Raw genomic sequence first — 17,067 nt, forward strand, 5'->3', positions numbered from 1 at the left:
AAAAATTGCGTAACCGAATGGTTTCATTTATATTTGTAACCAAACAGTTACGCTTTAATAATGCGTCGAGATGTTTTTCAAGCCATAGCAGACCCCGTACGTCGAGATATTATTAAGTACCTCGCCGAACAACGCATGACGGTCAATGAAGTGGCAGAAAAATTTGATATAAGTCGTCCCGCTATTTCCAAGCACCTGAAAATTCTTGAGGAATGTGGGGTCGTCTCCATTGAAAAGCATGGAAGGGAACGTTTCTGCTTCGTACAGCCCAAAAAGTTGATTCCCGCATTTCTTTGGATTGATCAATATCGAAATCTATGGGAAGAGAAACTGGATTCCTTTGAAAATTACCTTAACCAATTAAAAAATAACAAGAAAAATGAGCGAAACTAATCTACCCGAAAACCGAACCCTTACGTTAGAGCGCACCTTTGGTGCTCCCCTGGAATTGGTATGGGAAGCCTGGACCCAGCCTGAACATATCGCACAATGGTGGGGGCCAAAAGGTATGGAAACCACCGTTTTGGAGCATGATTTTACGGTAGGCGGACAATGGAAATATTTGATGAAAATGCCAAATGGAAGTGAATTTGTGGCCGATGGGGTCTACTCTGAAATTGTTGAACGTCAAAAAATTGTTTCCACCGCCAATTTTAAACCTATGACCGAAAATGTGGAAATCCACGCCATTTTCGAAGCCGTGGGAACGCAGACCAAATTTACCTTTCATTGTGTACATGAAACCGAAGAATATTGCAAGCAACAAGAGGAAATGGGCTTTTACAATGGCTGGGGCTCACTTTTTGAACTATTGGCGGACTTTGTTCAAAACCAATAACAACAAGAAAAGCATTTTTATTATGGTTTTAAACTGTTCTTTAAATAGCTGAAAACATATTCCTTGTACTTTCCCCCTATTGGTATCTCCAATTTGGCTATTTCAACATCTTGGGCAGTATAGGCCGTGATTTTCTTGGAGTTCACCACATAGGACCTATGGATTCTAATGAAGTATGAAGGTAATTGCTCAATTATTTTGCCCAGCTGTTCTTTGATTACCAAACTCTCATTGGGCAAGTGTATTCGAATGTAATCCTTAAGACTTTCGATATAGGAGATGTCATGCAATACCACCTTTACTTGTTTCTTGTTGCTGGATACAAACAAATGGTCTGCTGCTTGTCGCTCTGTATCTCCCTTTGAAACCGTTTGAACACCATCGCTCAACTTGTTGACCGCTTTCAAAAAGCGTGAAAACGTAATCGGTTTCAATAGGTAATCAACCGCTTCTAATTCATAACTTTCCAATGCATACTCACGGTAGGCCGTTGTGAATATCACCTTTGGTGGATTGGATATCGTACTTAGGAAATCCAGCCCAGTAAGTTTGGGCATTTGAATATCTAGAAAAATAACATCTATGGTTTGCTTAGCCAAGAAATCACTGGCTTCAATCGCATTCTTAAAAGAACCCAACAATTGTAAATAGGGAATCTCGGCGATATGCGCCTCTAACAGCGACCGGGCCAATGGCTCATCATCGACAAGAATACATTTAATCATTTGACGAACTGGTGTTTAGTCGTAATCTCACTTCATACATATCTCCCAAATCATTGCTTTCAAAACTATAATCTTTGTACAATCGCTGCAGCTGCTGTTTTAGATTCGCAACTCCGATTCCTTTGGTAAAGCCTGTATGGTCGGGCAACTTATTAATTTCCTTGGTATTCTTTACTTCAAAAAAGAGATTTTCCTTTTCAAGATAGAGATGAATGTCAACTTTAGGGTTCCTAATTTGTCCACTTGCACCATGTTTAAAGGCATTTTCTACAATTGACAACAGCAATAATGGTGCAATTTTAAGTTCCTTGTACTTACTTCTATCGAAATCAAATCTACAATCCAGCTCTATGCCATCTCCAAACCGTATTTTTTCTAATTCAATGTAGTTCTTTATGAGCTCGATTTCATTTTCGAGTGGTACATACTTCTCATTGCATTGATATAAAATATAATCTAACATGCCAGAAAGTGATTCAACCATTTTAGGGGCTTTATCCGACTTTTGAACTGTTAGGGCATAAAGATTGTTCAAGGTGTTAAAAAGAAAATGTGGGTGTATTTGTGATTTTAAGGCATCAAGTTCTGCTTGGTTTTTATCGCTTTGCAATTGGAGTCTTTCCCGTTCCATTTCATTTTTTTCATAGGCCATCTTCGTCAAGGTCATAGCAAAAGTTGCTGTGAGCAATGCAGGTAAATACCCAAATAGAAGAAATTCAACGTCCGAAAATATTTCAGAAACTGTTTCTTGGACAAATGGACCTTTTCTAAAGAGCGGTTCGTACAAATAGACATTCACAATCCTATCAAAAGCACTTGCGAAGTAGAAGAGAATAAAAGCACCCAAAGCAAAAAACAAATACCTTCTTTTTTGATAAAAAGATGGCACCAAATAATAATTGAATCCATACACAGCCAATAACATGGCGGGTACTCTTTTTAGGTTTTCAAGAAACAACAGGAACAGACTTTGGTCATTACCATCCTTAAAAAACTGTATCAAGGTGAAACTGGATAACAGAAGAAACCAAAATAGTAAGTGGGATGATGTTGCAGGGCCCAGTAGTTGCTTTTTATTTTTGATACTCAATGACATTGAACTTCTAAAAATAAATAAATAACAGGGTCGATTTCCTCTTTATCGACCAATTTAGAGTTTCCGATGTCGAATATCTGCTCTCCGCAAATGAAACCCATTAGGCTTCGTTTCAAAGCTGGGCATGGGCCCATAAATTTGATTGGTCTATTTTCCAGTTTAACCAAAGGAAATCCCACCATATTTGGTGCATGAAAAAATTTAAGCTCACCAAATTTACACGTCGATTGTTACGTGTTTTTGGAACATTATTCGTTTTATGGCTCACTTGGAGCATTTATTACTATAGCACCTGGACCATGCTTCCAGAAGAAGGATACCCGATAACCGAAGAGGTATCGAACCCTGAATACCAATATGCAATTAGGGAGGCGAAGACTTATTTGATTGGGGTAAGCAAGCGACTCGACGTGCCTTCGTTTTCTGTAGCTGTTGGCCACAATGGTAAGGTAATCTGGTCAGCTGCTGAGGGATATGCAGATCTAGAGAATCGTACTTCGGCATCCACTCTCACGCAATATCGGGTGGGAAGTACTTCAAAAGCAATAACCACAACAGGTATTGCTAAATTAGTAAACAAGGGCGGACTGAATCTTGATGAAGTAATAGGAGATACCATTAGAAATTGGACTCGGAAAAAATGGGATTTTACCCTTCGGCAATTGCTTAGTCACACAGCGGGCATTGGAAATTACGAAGATTTTGGCCTAGAATCTGCGAAATATACCCTTTGCAATTGTAATCAATTTGATTCGGCGTCAGAAGGTTTAAAAGTATTTGACCAATATCCATTGCTTCACAAGCCTGGTTCGGGTTTTAAGTACTCGACTTTTGACATTAACCTGTCCAGTGTGGTCCTTGAACAAGCTGCTGGTCACCCGTTTTTGGACTATATGCAAACCAGCATTTTCGACAATTTGGACATGGACAATACCTACGGTGACCACGCAAAACCGAAAACCGAATATTTTGCAACGTTTTATCAAACCTCGGAAGGATACTACCGAGAGTACCGTACCATGGGTATCCGACATGATGTGAACCTAAGTTATAAGTGGGCCGGTGGTGGATTTATATCCACTCCAACTGACTTAGTTAAATTAGGGAACGCTTGGCTTTCGGACAGCTCATTCCTATCCATGGAAACGAAAAAAGAATTTTGGACTCCTGTTAAGCTTTCCGATGGAGCAGTCAATGAACAAGAATATGCTCTGGGTTGGCGTTCTTGGCTTAAATATGAAAGCGAATCTTTAATAGATGGAAAACCCATTTGGATGGTCCACCACGGAGGTGTAAGCAAAGGTTCAATGAATTTTTTGGTATTGTTTCCGGAATATAACCTTGTAATCGATGCATCAATAAACGCCAGAGTAGAGTCTTTTGCAGATTTTGCCGATGAGGTAAAGAAAATTGCGAACTGCTTTTTGAAAAGCATACCAAAGAAAGAATCAGAATTATTTCAGGAAATAACTGAACACCTATAAACCAAAATGGTAGAGATAGCCAATATTTTTACTGAAATGTTGGAGAATTCGATTCTTTTTTTACCTTTGTAGTGTTCTAGTTATCTAATACACTATAATGTTAACACTAAAACAGCTTCAATTTCACTACCCAAACAGCAGACCTGTACTAAAGTCGGTAAATCTGTCCTTTAAACCAGGGGGCATTTACGGTCTTTTTGGCAAGAATGGTGAAGGGAAGAGCACATTGATGAAATTGGTCAGTGGGCTATTGAACCCTAAAATGGGACTTTGCAGTTTGAAGGGCCGCTCCACACAAAGCCGAAGCGTAGCAACCTTAAGGGACCTTTTTCTGGTTCCCGAAGATTTTGAGCTACCCGGATTGCCAATTCAGACTTATGAAAAGGTGCATTCAAGTTTTTACCCCAATTTTTCCAAAGAAACCTTTTACAACCTAATTGAAGAGTTTAGACTTTCTCCAAACCAAGTCATTTCAAGACTTTCGTTTGGTCAGAAAAAAAAGGTGCTTATCGCTTTGGGTTTGGCTGCAAATACGCCCTTGTTGTTAATGGATGAGCCAACGAATGGCCTGGATATCCCCTCTAAAAGTCAATTACGAAGAATTTTGGCTTCTTACGTTGATGATGGGAAGTGCATTATCATCGCAACCCATCAGGTAAGAGATCTTCACAGCCTCATTGATCATGTGGTGATATTGGACAATGCCCAAGTGATTTTTGATTCACCCTTGTCCGATGTATCCGAGAAGCTTTGGTTTGGCAAAGCATCCAAAGAAAATGAGGCCTCTGCCTTATTCTCCGAATCCACTTTTGGTGGTAAGGCCATTTTCCCGCGAGAAGATAGGGATGAAAGCGAAATCGACCTGGAACTTTTGTTTAATGCAGTATTGACCGAACCTACACAAATCAACACTCTACTAAACTCTATAAACCATGGGTAAAGAGTTCGATATTTCGCGGATCGTGCAATTCATAAAACGGGATTTGACCCTGCAAAAAAACACCATCACCATTGGCCTTTTGGTAGGGAGTATAGTATTGTTTCTGCTTTACCTTTTTAATATGGTTTGGGACAAAAGACTCTCGGCAGATGAATTTTTGGGGAGTTTTTCACTTTGTTACTTTCCGTTAGGTATTTTTTATGTGTATACCATGCTACGTGAATTTCAGAACCCAAAGTTCAACCATTCCTATTTATCGCTTCCTGTATCCAACTTGGAACGAATCACAGCCAAATGGCTAAACGGTGCTCTTTTATATACCCTTGTATTCTCCTTAATTGGAATTATCGTCGGTATCCTGGCCATGATGGTCGGTATTGTGGTTTTCGGCGCAGAAATGCATGTTACTGCCTTTTTCTCGGAAAACTATTGGAAGGTGGTAAAGCTCTTTTTGTTGATTCAACCCACTTTTATGGTCGGAGCCTTAACGTTTAGCAAGAATCGTGTTGGAAAAACCTTGATGGTTCTAGGACTCCTCTTTATTGGATTTCTACTCTTCAATTTTATTGGTTTTGGCATATTGAACCATGATTTTGGGGTTTTCTCTGGAGAATCCTCAGGGTCAGAAGCGTTCGATAGGGCAAGTCAGGATTTTTCCGTGTTGGGACGATGGTTCTATGGTTTGATCTTTGGCCCTTTGATGCTAGTCGTTGCCTATTTCAAAATGGTTGAAAAGGAGGTGTAGGGATGGATTTCGATAATAGCAAACCTATTTATTTACAGATTGTGGACTTCTTTTATGAAAATATCCTTGAAAAACGTTGGCAAGAAGAAGAGCGAATTCCTTCGGTTCGGGAAGTGGCCATGATGGTTGAGGTCAATCCCAATACCGCAATTCGTGCCTTTAACCACCTTCAGGACTTGGAGGTCATTTACAATAAAAGGGGCATCGGATATTTTGTTTCCCAGGACGGATTCTCAAAAGTTTTGGAAATCAAACGAAGGGAATTTATGGAGCAAACGTTGCCCGATGTTTTTAAGAAGATGAGTTTAATGGACATTCCCTTTGATGAGTTGAAGAATGCCTATAACCAACAAAAGAAAAAATGAAGAAAAGTAATCTCATCTTGATCAGCGCTTTGATTGCCATTGTTTTTTTCAGTTTGGCCTTTCAACTAACGGTGCATAGTTACATTAAGGAGGATAAAGCTAACAAAGTCCCTGAGGTTTTTCGTTCTGAAGAAAGGAAAACCGATTCTTTTGGTAGTATAAAAACGGGAGAACGTTTACGAATACTACTCTTTCAAGACAGTATCCAAAGTGTTACGGTGAAGGCCAATAATTCAATTATTGATTCTGTCCAGACCTCTGTAGATGATGGTGAGCTATTGATAAAAATGTCCAAAGACATCAGAAAAAAGGACAGTATTGTTGTTGAAATCTCGTGTCCAGAAATCAGCGCCCTTCGCTTAAGTGGAAAAAGCTATGTAGAATCCAATGGAATCCTTTCAGGGGAACAACTACGACTCGAACTTGATGGCAGTAGTTCGGTAAATCTAGAACTCAACTACAAGACTGTTTTATACAACAACACCTCCGATGGGGACATCGAAATCCAAGGAGACATCAAAAACATACAAATAACCAATCAACCCAAAGAGTAATCAGCAGGAGCACTTATTCATCAATCAAATCAATCATTCATTCATCAATCAAAAAACGAACAATCATGAAATCCTTTATCCAAACGTTGGTCCACAAACATCCCAGACTGGGAGTTACGCCTTTAAGGTTGTTTTTTATGCGTGGACTTTATTTTATCACTTTTATTGGTCTGGCTTTCCAGTCGTGGGAATACCTCATCTTTCCGGGAGAGCCTTTGGATTATATTACGGGTGTAACTTTTAGTTTCTGGGCCACATATGCGACCCTTATGGGTTTGGGAATTCGATACCCCCTAAAAATGTTGCCCCTACTCTATCTTCAGTTGGCCTATAAGGCCACGTGGGCCATTTTGGTTTATTTCCCCTTGAAGTCAGAAGGTTTGCTCACACCAGAAGCCTCTTATTTTTATAGCGTTTGCCTCACGGCCATAGTCTTGGATGTCTTGATCATTCCATGGTCATATACCTACAAAACCTATATACAGGGCTTTCTCAATATTAAATCTCAAAAAACATGAGATAAAGTCTTACCGCATAACATTCATCAATCACAAATCATCATCATTCATCAATCAAAAAACGAACAATCATGCAATCAAACATCAAAATCGGACGTACGGCAGGTATTCTCCTGTTTATTATTGTGGCCCTTGGAATACCGGCCTTGAATCTCAGAAGTATCTCCACCTCAATGTCGTGGTCCCCAAATCTTTTGGAACATCTATTTGAAAATGATCTTCAATTACGCATATCAATTTTCATGGATATTCTCGTCAGCGGAGTATGGTTAGCCTTAGCTATTTTTCTATTCCCCATTATAAAACAGTATCGAAGTGGCCTCGCCTATTGGTTTTTGGGCATATGGATTTTACATTTTGCCATAATCCTTGTGAGCAACACGCAAGAGCTCTCTCTTTTATCACTTGCTCAAGCCTACTCCGATGAACCTCAACTTGAACAAGATATCTTGATCGGCCTTGCCACTTTGAAGATAGAAAGCTATTTCTGGAGCCATTATTTTGCAGTAATGCTTTTCAGCATTGCCATGGCCGCCCTGTATTATGTTTTTCTTGTTTCAAAACTCATCCCGAGAATTCTCTCTGTATGGGGCTTGATAGCCATTTCCGTTGTATTTGTGGCCTGTTGGCTTGCCATTTTCAATCAAGACATAAGTTTCGCCTTGTTTGGTCAGAACGGGGTTCACCTATTGACACTCATCGCATGGCTTATCGCCAAAGGTTTTAATCCAAAGCCTGTGATACCAAATACGTTGGAAGTTAATTAACTATTGCATCATCAATCAAAAAACGAAGAGTTATGTCTTTAAAAACTCAAACCATCAGCAGGGGTAAGTCCCAAAACAATTTTGCAAAGCAATTCTTGACCGGCACTGCAACGTTCTGGTTTACGGTTGCGGTATTGGGACAATGGATTTTTGCCTTCTACGTGGCCACATTTTACGGGGGAGCGGCAATGGACGGGGATTTTATGAAATGGAACCGTGTTTTGCCCCATGGCTATGTTGAAGGAGAGACTATGGGAAATTTGGCCGTTGCCCTACATCTTTTGTTTGCAGTTGTGGTTATGGTGGGCGGCCCACTCCAGTTCAGTTCAAAAATCAGAAACTGGGCTCCCAGCTTTCATAGATGGAGCGGGCGAATCTATGTCGGGTCTGCCTTCTTGATAAGCCTGAGTGGTATGTACATGGTACTCACAAAAGGAACCATAAGTGGTTTTATCGGAGATCTTAGCGTGAGCATCAATGGAGCCTTGATACTACTATTCGCATTCCTTGCCATTAAAAGGGCAATGCAAAAAGACTTCAACGCCCACCAAAAATGGGTTTTACGCCTATTTCTTGCCATGGGAGGCGTATGGTTTTTTAGAATTGGGCTGATGTTCTGGCTATTAATCAACAACGGCCCGGTCGGGTTTGACCCAGAAACCTTTAGAGGCCCTTTTTTAGTTTTCTTGGGCTTTGGGCAATATCTGATTCCATTGGCCCTTGCCGAACTTTATTTTTATTCGACCAGAACCAAAACATCAGGTGTAAAGATTCTAACATCCATGATCCTTTTAGTATGTACCGTAATTACCGCCATTGGAACCTTTGCAGCAACTATGGGAATGTGGATACCAAGAATAAGTTAGATAGTCTTACTTGCTCAAATACATTTTTCTACGAGCGTACAAATTATAGAAATCATCGTCTTTTAAACTATCAATAAACAAGATGCTTTCGCCTGTACTCTTCATTTCAGGTCCCAAGTTTTTGTTCACATTAGGGAACTTACTGAAAGAGAATACGGGTTGTTTTATCGCGTAGCCTTCTAGGTAGGGTTTGAAGTCAAAATCCTTGATTTTCTTTTCGCCCAACATCACTTTGGTGGCATAATTCACATAGGGTTCACCGTAGGCCTTGGCGATAAAAGGTACCGTTCTGGAAGCCCTTGGGTTAGCTTCGATGATATAGACCATATCGTCTTTGATGGCAAACTGAATATTGATGAGACCAACGGTGTTCAGAGCCAAAGCTATTTTATGGGTATGATCCTTAATTTGATGCATTACAAATTCTCCCAAATTAAAAGGAGGTAAAGTTGCATTTGAATCCCCTGAGTGGATTCCGCAAGGCTCAATATGCTCCATAATCCCTATGATGCGAACTTCTTCTCCATCACAAATTGCATCGGCCTCGGCCTCAATGGCACCATCCAAGTAGTGATCTAGCAGTAATTTGTTGTTGGGTATCTTTTTTAAGAGATTGACGACATGTGATTCCAACTCTTCCTTGTTGATAACGATTTTCATGCCCTGACCACCCAAAACGTATGAGGGTCTTACCAAAAGCGGGAAGTTAAGTTCTTTGGCCAAATCAAGGGCTTCATCCGCCGTTTCGGCAACCCCAAACCTTGGGTAAGGGATATCGTTTTCTTTCAATAGTGTGGAAAAACTTCCTCGGTCCTCAGCTAAATCCAAAGATTTAAAGCTGGTTCCAATAATGTTTATTCCGTACTTATCTAATTTTTCAGCAAGCTTGAGCGCCGTTTGTCCTCCTAATTGGACAATAACCCCCTCTGGCTTTTCGTGAAGAATAATATCGTAAATATGTTCCCAGAAAACAGGCTCAAAATAGAGCTTGTCCGCGGTATCAAAATCCGTGGAAACCGTTTCTGGATTACAGTTGATCATAATGGTTTCGTAACCGCATTCCGCAGCAGCCAAAACACCATGTACGCAGCAGTAATCGAATTCAATCCCCTGTCCTATCCTATTGGGCCCCGAACCCAAAACCACAATTTTCTTTCGGTCTGTTACTTCACTGTCATTGGCAACATAACGAGTGCCATCCGGTTTTTCTATCTCTTCTTCAAAAGTGGAATAGTAATAAGGCGTTACTGCTTTAAATTCAGCTGCGCAGGTATCCACCAGTTTATAAACCCTATTGATGCCCAGTTCTGTTCGCTTCTTATGCACTTCGCTTTCATAGCAATCGAGCATATGGGCTATTTGACGGTCTGCAAATCCTTTTTGTTTGGCTTCCAGAAGCAAGGCTTTTGATAAGCTCTCAATGGTATATTTTGAAATTTCCTCTTCCAAATGATGCAATTCTTCATACTGCTTGAGGAACCACATGTCTATTTTGGTGATGTCATGAATGGTTTTCAGTGGAATTCCCAACTGGATTGCATCATAGATTACGAACACTCTATCCCAACTTGCAACCTTGAGTTTTTGAACGATGGTATCATAATCCTTATATCCTTTTCCATCTGCTCCCAACCCGTTTCTTTTGATTTCCAAGGACTGGGTGGCCTTGTGCAAGGCTTCTTGAAACGACCTTCCAATTCCCATCACCTCACCCACGGATTTCATTTGTAGTCCAAGTGATCTATCGGATCCTTCAAATTTATCAAAGTTCCATCGTGGAATTTTTACAATTACGTAGTCCAAAGTTGGTTCAAACAAAGCCGAGGTGGATTTGGTAATCTGATTATCAAGCTCATCCAAAGAGTACCCAATGGCCAATTTGGCAGCAATCTTGGCTATGGGATATCCTGTGGCTTTGGAGGCCAAGGCCGACGAACGAGAAACCCTAGGGTTGATTTCGATGGCTATAATGTCTTCCTTTTCATCAGGGCTGACCGCGAATTGTACATTACATCCCCCCGCAAAATCCCCAATACTCCGCATCATGTGAATGGCCATGTCACGCATGCGCTGGAAGGTTCTATCGGAAAGCGTCATTGCCGGTGCCACAGTTATGGAATCTCCCGTGTGGATACCCATGGGGTCCATGTTTTCAATGGTACAGATAATGACCACATTATCGTTTTTGTCGCGGAGCAGCTCTAACTCGTATTCTTTCCAACCCATTAGGGCTTTATCGATCATTACCTCATGAATCGGGGAAATTTCGAGTGCTCTGCTCAACAATCCGTCAAAATCCTTTGGATCGTAAACAATGGAGGCGCCTGCCCCACCCAAGGTGAACGAGGCCCTTATTACTAAAGGAAAACCAAATTCTTGGGCAATCTCCTTTCCTTTTAAAAAGGAGGTAGCAGAAGCTTGGGGTGGCATGCCGATTCCTATTTTCAACATCAGTTCCCGGAATTTTTCCCGGTCCTCAGTGATGTTGATTGCATCAATATCCACACCGATGATCTCGACGTCAAAATCTTGCCAAATCCCTTTTTCATCTGCCTCAATGCAAAGGTTGAGGGCTGTCTGCCCTCCCATCGTAGGCAAAACAGCATCTATATTCGGGTGGTTCTTTAAAATCTCGATAATAGATCGGGTGTTCAGCGGTTTCAGATAAACATGATCAGCCATGGAAGGGTCCGTCATAATCGTGGCCGGATTACTGTTTATCAAAATGGTTTCGATACCATCCTCCCGCAATGAACGGAGTGCTTGGCTTCCAGAATAGTCAAATTCACAGGCCTGCCCAATAACGATTGGACCTGAACCGATAATCAAAATGGATTTTAAATCTTTTCTTTTTGGCATTCTTTATAGTGTTTCTCTTTATGATGGTACAAAAAAAAGGTGCTACTTAAAAAAGTAACACCTTCAATTCTTTAACTAAAATAGTCATTATTTTTTATGTCTTGGCTCAGAGGATACGGTTAATTTCTTTCTTCCCTTGGCTCTTCTTCTTGCAAGAACTTTTCTCCCATTGGCAGTCGCCATGCGCTCTCTAAAACCATGCTTGTTTCTTCTCTTCCTTTTTGACGGCTGATACGTTCTTTTCATTTCGGAACTCTTTTAACAGATATTAAATGGAGGGCTGTATTTCCCTAAAAAATTCTGGGCGCAAATATACGAAGAGTTTTTACTTCGACAAATGGTTTGTAAAAAATGTTTGTGTTAGTTTTGCCTCATTGTAACGAAATTACCTCATGACCCTACAAAAACCATTTGCCTTCGCATTTTTGCTCGCTGCGCTGGTCATTTTTTCGCAAAATATCTGGGCGCAACAATCGCTTTCCTACAAGCTTGCCAAGGGAGAGGTTTTTAGCATTAAGCAAAATGCCAAACAATTGATTGTTCAAGAATTGGAGGGGACCAAACACGAGATGACCAATGATTTGGATGCCATTTTTACGTTTACCGTAATGGAAAAGACCGAAGAGGGTTTTGCTATTAACTTGACTTTCCAAGATTTTGGTCTCAAAAGCAATTCAAGTATCCAAGGGGAGTTGTTCAATGTTCGAGCTTCTGAACCGATAGAGGGAGATTTAATGTCGCAAATGTTCGCCGGCCTTGTTGGATATGAACTTCAAATTACCATGCGAAATGATGGCAAAATACTGGAAGTGAACGGCGGAAACGAACTCGTGGAAAAAATGGTCACTGCTGCCAACATAGAAGATGAGTTCACCAGAAATTTGATGAAAAAGTCTTTGGCGAAAGAGTTTAGTTCCAATGGTTTGGCCAAAAGTTTTGAGCAGATGACCTATTTCTATCCGCAAACCGAAGTGAATATCGGTGATACTTGGGAAACCGTGTTTGAAGGAAAGATGCAGGCCAAAAACCTATGGAAATGGGAAAGGCAAGACTCTGACTCCGCGTATATTACCGGTACCTCGACCATTGTCTTAAAAACGGATGAAAACGGAACTGTTATGTCTTTGGACGGTACACAAGAATCTTCCATAGAGACCACATTATCGACTGGTTTCATTAAAAAAATCAATAGCTCAAGTCTGGCAAAAGGAATTTCAATTATGGCCAACATGAAAGGTGTTGAAATACCAACATCCATTCAATCAGATATCACCTACGAAATAATTCAATAAATCCATGTTCAATAAAAATATCAAATTGGTTATTGCCGCTGCCATTATTGCATATGCAGTATATCAGTTCATTGAAGGTTATGTAGGCAACGGAATTGCCTTGATTCTACTTTCCTTGGTTTTTATATTTCTCTATTTCCGAAACGAATTTATTCTTTTGGCATTCCTACGGATGCGCAAACAGGATATGGAGGGAACCCAAAAGTGGTTGTCGAAAATCAAAAGTCCGGAGTCTGCACTTATCAAGAAGCAGCAGGGCTACTACAACTACCTCCATGGTATAATCTATTCACAAAAGAACTTGACCCAAGCTGAGAAATACTTCAAAAAAGCCCTGAATTTGGGTCTTACCATGGACTATGACGTGGCTATGGCGAAGTTGAGCCTCGCCGGCATTTCAATGCAGAAAAGAAGAAAACGTGAAGCCACTAAACTGTTACAGGAAGCTAAAAAGCTGGACAAAAACAATATGCTGACCGAGCAAATCAAGATGATGCAGCAGCAGATGAAGAAAATCTAAGTTCTGATTTACTTGGATTCCCGGTAGTATCCTTTATTTGGAATCTCAACGATATAGGTTTTCCCTGTACTATTGTTCAGATGAGGTTCTCGAAGCCAAGGATTATGTCTTTTCAATACCTTGTAATTGATTTCATAAAGTTTGGCAAAGTCGGCCCAACTGGTGACCGCAGAATCCACTTCCACTGAAAAAGTGGGAACAGCCGTATACAAATCATCATTTTTTAACTGAAATCCATACTTATGTGGATTTGAAATAATCTCTTTTATCGCCATAATTCGGAACACATAGCGCCCGGTTTCTTCTCCCAGCAGTAAATCATAGTAATCATCTGCCTTTTGAATTCTCATGTATTTTCTAATACCTCCAGGCCCTGCGTTGTAAGCTGCTGCAGTAAGCGTCCAACTACCAAACCGCTGTTTCCATTTTTTTAAATAGCGGCAAGCCACCTCTGTTGCCTTTTCCAAATGGTAGCGTTCGTCGACGTTATCGTTGATTTCCAAGCCATACTCCCTTCCTGTGGGTTTCATAATTTGCCAGAACCCTCGAGCTCCAGCGGGTGAAACGGCATTCTGCAATCCACTTTCGGCCATGGCCAAATATTTAAAATCATCCGGAATGCCATTTTTGGCCAATATCGGCTCAATAATGGGAAAGTATTTGTTTGCCCTTTTCATCATCAACACGGCATTGGATTGCCAGTACGTGTTCACCAAAAACTCTCGGTCCACCCGTTCCAAAATTTCAGGATCCTCAAGAGGCACGGGCTCTCCAGCAAAATTCAAATCTTCAGGAATCTCAATAGCACTGATTTGGTATCCATCGGTGACATTCTTATCCGCCACTGGGGTCGTTTTTTCAATGTTGTTTTCCGCAGGAGTGGATTGGACAGCAAAAATCAAACTGCCAACCACAACTACCAAACCAATCAATGCCAATATGTTTTTGAGGTGTTTCATACAATTCCGATAAATTTTACCATAAAGATACTATTTAAGAACTCCCTTCTTCCAAAATAATTGTGGGAAGGTGTTCATTGAACCATTTTGCCCGATGAATGATCATGGTATGCTTGCCATTTTTGACCGAAACGCAGTTTTTGATGTTTGCCATGGGAAAAACAGCATCCAACTCCCCTTGAATATGAACGGTGTTCGGCAACGGTTTGGTTTGTGACCAATTCACCATTTTGTCGATGGACCAATCGATATAATATTTATCACGGACGGATAGATATTTCTCATAAAGCTCCAGTCGTTTGTTCACTGATTCGCCAAATGCATATTTCGCCAAGAGTTCAATATTATTCACAAGACCTGTCGGCAACAATTTATGGGCCTTGGTGTACTTGGCGAAAATCATTCGCTTGGGAAGTTCACTGCGGCTTTTTACACTGGAGACCACAATCACCTTTCTAGTAGGAATATTTTTTGCTATTTCTTGAACCAAAAGTCCCCCGAAAGAAACGCCAAGAAGGACAGGGTTTTCATGAACTATCAATTTGCCCATTTCCTTGGCATACGCTTCAAAAGAAATACCCTTTTTAGGAAGAAACCAGTTCAACTTATGTACTTCAAAAAGATTTTTAGACAAATTAATTCCGTCAAAAATAGACGAGTTGGCCGCCATTCCCGGCATAAGGTAAACATGGATTTTATTGTCGGGCATTTCTCGGCTAATATCGATTTGGCTAGGAATTTAACAATTTTTTGAGTAATTTTGTACCCCTTTATGCAATAGCCCCGCAATTAAAATGTAACCGAACGTTACATACGCCTAGTAAAGGTTTTATTTCGAACGAAGCCAACTTAAAAAAAGTACTATATGACAGAAATGGAAGTAAAGGACAACAGTTTCCTGCGCCAATTTGAAACAAAAGTAGATGGGCATTTGGCCAAAATTGAATATTCCTCCCAAGAGCGTAAAGTGTTTTTGACCAAACTTGTTATTCCAGAGGAAATTACCCAAGAGGGTTTCAAAGAAACCTTTATTAAAGAGGTTCTGCACCAAATTCAAGAAAAGAATTTGCGCGTAGTGCCCACTAGTCCACATATCGCTGGATTTCTAAGAAAAAATAGACAATACAAAGAAATGCTTCCTGTTGGAATACGAATCTAACAGAAAGTAAAAAAAGTTCAAGGCCTCTCCATCGAGAGGCTTTTTTTATGCCATTATGTTTTGGGAAATGAACTCGAAACGCACCAGACCATCCTCATCAATCTGGGTAAGTTCTATCTTATGCAAAGTGTTCACCAACTCAGGATTCCATGGAGCTTTTACCTTAACATAGTTTTCGGTAAAACCATGAATATAGCCTGACTTGTTTTCTCCTTCAAACAACACCGTACGCTTACTCCCCAACTGACTTTCATAAAAAGCTCTTCTTTTTTTAACCGAAAGACCCCTTAACATCTTACTTCTCTTGGACCGGATATTTTTGGGGACAGCGTTGGACATTTCAGCAGCGAGGGTATTGTCCCTCTCAGAGTATGTGAAAACATGCAGGTAAGAAATATCCAGTTCATTCAAAAAATGGTAGGTCTCCAAAAAGTGTTCTTCAGTTTCCCCCGGAAAACCGACGATGACATCCACACCAATACAGGCATGGGGCATAGTCTGTTTGATGCGTTTTACCCTATCCACATACAGATTGGACAAATAGCGCCGACGCATTTGCTTTAAAATGACATCACTACCGCTTTGCAGTGGAATATGAAAATGGGGGACAAAGGAATTGCTCTGGGCCACGAAATCGATGGTCTCATTCTTCAACAGATTCGGTTCAATGGAAGAGATTCGGAGTCTATGAATGCCATCCACCCCATCCAAGGCTTTTACCAAATCCAAAAAAGTATGCTCGTGTCGTTTATTGCCAAATTCGCCTTTACCGTAATCCCCGATATTTACACCTGTAAGCACAATTTCCTTGATATCTTTGGAAGCAATTTCTTTTGCATTTTTCAAGACATTCTCCAAAGAGTCGCTTCGTGAAATTCCCCTAGCCAACGGGATAGTGCAATAGGTGCATTTATAGTCACAACCATCTTGAACCTTTAAAAAAGCTCGGGTACGGTCTCCGATGGCATAACTGCCTACATAAAAATCAGCTTCCTCTATCTCGCAGGAATGGACTTCGCCCCTCTCATTTTTTGAGAGGTCATTGAGATAATCGGTAATCTTGAATTTCTCTGTGGCACCCAAGACCAAATCCACGCCATCCACATCTGCCAATTCTTCAGGTTTCAGTTGGGCATAGCATCCCACGGCTACCACAAAGGCATCAGGATTAGATTTCTGGGCCTGTTTTACGATGGTCTTAAAACGCTTATCCGCATTTTCCGTCACGGAACAGGTGTTGATAACATAGATGTCTGCCCGCTGTGAAAAGTCCACCCGGTCAAAACCCTCGTTTTCAAAACTTCGGGCAATCGTGGAGGTTTCGGAAAAGTTGAGCTTACAGCCCAAGGTGTAAAAAGCTACCTGCTTTTGCATTTAACC

At 40.7% G+C, this 17,067-nt stretch carries 20 protein-coding genes; 13 read left to right on the top strand and 7 right to left on the bottom strand.

Going from position 1 to position 17,067, the window contains the following annotated elements; genetic code table 11:
- Window positions 1-60 precede the first annotated feature (60 nt).
- Together EW142_RS05000 and EW142_RS05005 are read left to right on the top strand one after the other, a co-directional pair.
- Window positions 61-393 carry an ArsR/SmtB family transcription factor gene (locus tag EW142_RS05000; RefSeq protein WP_130610528.1) on the top strand — a complete coding sequence of 111 codons (333 nt, stop codon included), beginning with the start codon at window positions 61-63 and terminating at the stop codon, window positions 391-393.
- Window positions 380-838, top strand: coding sequence for an SRPBCC domain-containing protein (locus tag EW142_RS05005; protein WP_130610531.1), 459 nt, complete (start codon window positions 380-382; stop codon window positions 836-838). Before EW142_RS05000 ends, EW142_RS05005 begins: the two co-directional genes overlap by 14 nt.
- 20 nt (window positions 839-858) lie before the next feature.
- Here EW142_RS05005 and EW142_RS05010 read toward each other — a convergent pair whose 3' ends face one another.
- A complete protein-coding gene (locus tag EW142_RS05010; RefSeq protein ID WP_130610534.1) occupies window positions 859-1,563 on the bottom strand; it encodes a LytR/AlgR family response regulator transcription factor in 705 nt (234 codons plus the stop codon).
- Window positions 1,556-2,566, bottom strand: coding sequence for a sensor histidine kinase (locus EW142_RS05015; RefSeq protein WP_165395224.1), 1,011 nt, complete (start codon window positions 2,564-2,566; stop codon window positions 1,556-1,558). Before EW142_RS05015 ends, EW142_RS05010 begins: the two co-directional genes overlap by 8 nt.
- Before the next feature lie 284 nt (window positions 2,567-2,850).
- On the opposite strand from EW142_RS05015, the gene EW142_RS05020 reads away from it, so the two are divergent.
- The 8 genes from EW142_RS05020 to EW142_RS05055 all read left to right on the top strand — a co-directional run bounded on the left by EW142_RS05020 (window position 2,851) and on the right by EW142_RS05055 (window position 8,898).
- Window positions 2,851-4,143, top strand: coding sequence for a serine hydrolase domain-containing protein (locus tag EW142_RS05020; RefSeq protein WP_130610540.1), 1,293 nt, complete (start codon window positions 2,851-2,853; stop codon window positions 4,141-4,143).
- 97 nt (window positions 4,144-4,240) lie between these two features.
- The gene (locus EW142_RS05025; protein WP_130610543.1) at window positions 4,241-5,083 is read left to right on the top strand and encodes an ABC transporter ATP-binding protein; all 843 of its coding nucleotides are present in this window, start codon (window positions 4,241-4,243) and stop codon (window positions 5,081-5,083) included.
- Window positions 5,076-5,828 carry an ABC-2 transporter permease gene (locus EW142_RS05030; RefSeq protein WP_130610546.1) on the top strand — a complete coding sequence of 251 codons (753 nt, stop codon included), beginning with the start codon at window positions 5,076-5,078 and terminating at the stop codon, window positions 5,826-5,828. The genes EW142_RS05025 and EW142_RS05030 overlap by 8 nt, the downstream gene beginning before the upstream one ends.
- Window positions 5,829-5,830: 2 nt before the next feature.
- Window positions 5,831-6,193, top strand: coding sequence for a GntR family transcriptional regulator (locus EW142_RS05035; protein ID WP_130610549.1), 363 nt, complete (start codon window positions 5,831-5,833; stop codon window positions 6,191-6,193).
- Window positions 6,190-6,747, top strand: coding sequence for a GIN domain-containing protein (locus tag EW142_RS05040; protein WP_130610551.1), 558 nt, complete (start codon window positions 6,190-6,192; stop codon window positions 6,745-6,747). The genes EW142_RS05035 and EW142_RS05040 overlap by 4 nt, the downstream gene beginning before the upstream one ends.
- Window positions 6,748-6,812: 65 nt before the next feature.
- Window positions 6,813-7,265, top strand: a complete 453-nt coding sequence (locus tag EW142_RS05045; RefSeq protein WP_130610553.1) for a hypothetical protein — start codon at window positions 6,813-6,815, stop codon at window positions 7,263-7,265.
- Between the two features lie 71 nt (window positions 7,266-7,336).
- Entirely contained in the window at window positions 7,337-8,032 is a 696-nt protein-coding gene (locus tag EW142_RS05050) for a DUF4386 domain-containing protein (RefSeq protein WP_130610556.1), read from the top strand.
- A gap of 32 nt (window positions 8,033-8,064) precedes the next feature.
- On the top strand, window positions 8,065-8,898 hold the full coding sequence (locus EW142_RS05055; RefSeq protein WP_130610558.1) for a DUF2306 domain-containing protein: 834 nt from the start codon (window positions 8,065-8,067) through the stop codon (window positions 8,896-8,898).
- Between the two features lie 6 nt (window positions 8,899-8,904).
- On the opposite strand, the gene carB is transcribed toward EW142_RS05055, so the two are convergent.
- Window positions 8,905-11,757, bottom strand: coding sequence for a carbamoyl-phosphate synthase large subunit (gene carB / locus EW142_RS05060; protein ID WP_130610561.1), 2,853 nt, complete (start codon window positions 11,755-11,757; stop codon window positions 8,905-8,907).
- 87 nt (window positions 11,758-11,844) lie between these two features.
- Complete coding sequence (gene rpmH, locus EW142_RS05065) at window positions 11,845-12,003, bottom strand: 50S ribosomal protein L34 (RefSeq protein ID WP_082433296.1); 159 nt, start codon at window positions 12,001-12,003, stop codon at window positions 11,845-11,847.
- A gap of 146 nt (window positions 12,004-12,149) precedes the next feature.
- Here rpmH and EW142_RS05070 point away from each other — a divergent pair, with 146 nt between their 5' ends.
- On the top strand, window positions 12,150-13,049 hold the full coding sequence (locus EW142_RS05070) for a DUF6263 family protein (protein ID WP_130610564.1): 900 nt from the start codon (window positions 12,150-12,152) through the stop codon (window positions 13,047-13,049).
- 4 nt (window positions 13,050-13,053) lie between these two features.
- Window positions 13,054-13,569, top strand: coding sequence for a DUF2892 domain-containing protein (locus EW142_RS05075; protein ID WP_130610567.1), 516 nt, complete (start codon window positions 13,054-13,056; stop codon window positions 13,567-13,569).
- Between the two features lie 8 nt (window positions 13,570-13,577).
- Here EW142_RS05075 and EW142_RS05080 read toward each other — a convergent pair whose 3' ends face one another.
- Both EW142_RS05080 and EW142_RS05085 read right to left on the bottom strand, forming a co-directional pair.
- On the bottom strand, window positions 13,578-14,528 hold the full coding sequence (locus tag EW142_RS05080; protein WP_130610569.1) for a lytic transglycosylase domain-containing protein: 951 nt from the start codon (window positions 14,526-14,528) through the stop codon (window positions 13,578-13,580).
- Between the two features lie 34 nt (window positions 14,529-14,562).
- On the bottom strand, window positions 14,563-15,237 hold the full coding sequence (locus EW142_RS05085; RefSeq protein ID WP_130610571.1) for an alpha/beta fold hydrolase: 675 nt from the start codon (window positions 15,235-15,237) through the stop codon (window positions 14,563-14,565).
- A gap of 156 nt (window positions 15,238-15,393) precedes the next feature.
- Here EW142_RS05085 and EW142_RS05090 point away from each other — a divergent pair, with 156 nt between their 5' ends.
- Window positions 15,394-15,687 carry a GNAT family N-acetyltransferase gene (locus tag EW142_RS05090; protein WP_130610574.1) on the top strand — a complete coding sequence of 98 codons (294 nt, stop codon included), beginning with the start codon at window positions 15,394-15,396 and terminating at the stop codon, window positions 15,685-15,687.
- A gap of 45 nt (window positions 15,688-15,732) precedes the next feature.
- Here EW142_RS05090 and mtaB read toward each other — a convergent pair whose 3' ends face one another.
- Window positions 15,733-17,061, bottom strand: a complete 1,329-nt coding sequence (gene mtaB, locus EW142_RS05095) for a tRNA (N(6)-L-threonylcarbamoyladenosine(37)-C(2))-methylthiotransferase MtaB (RefSeq protein WP_130610577.1) — start codon at window positions 17,059-17,061, stop codon at window positions 15,733-15,735.
- Window positions 17,062-17,067 lie beyond the last annotated feature (6 nt).

Source organism: Flagellimonas allohymeniacidonis, assembly GCF_004296335.1.
Lineage (GTDB): Bacteria > Bacteroidota > Bacteroidia > Flavobacteriales > Flavobacteriaceae > Flagellimonas > Flagellimonas allohymeniacidonis.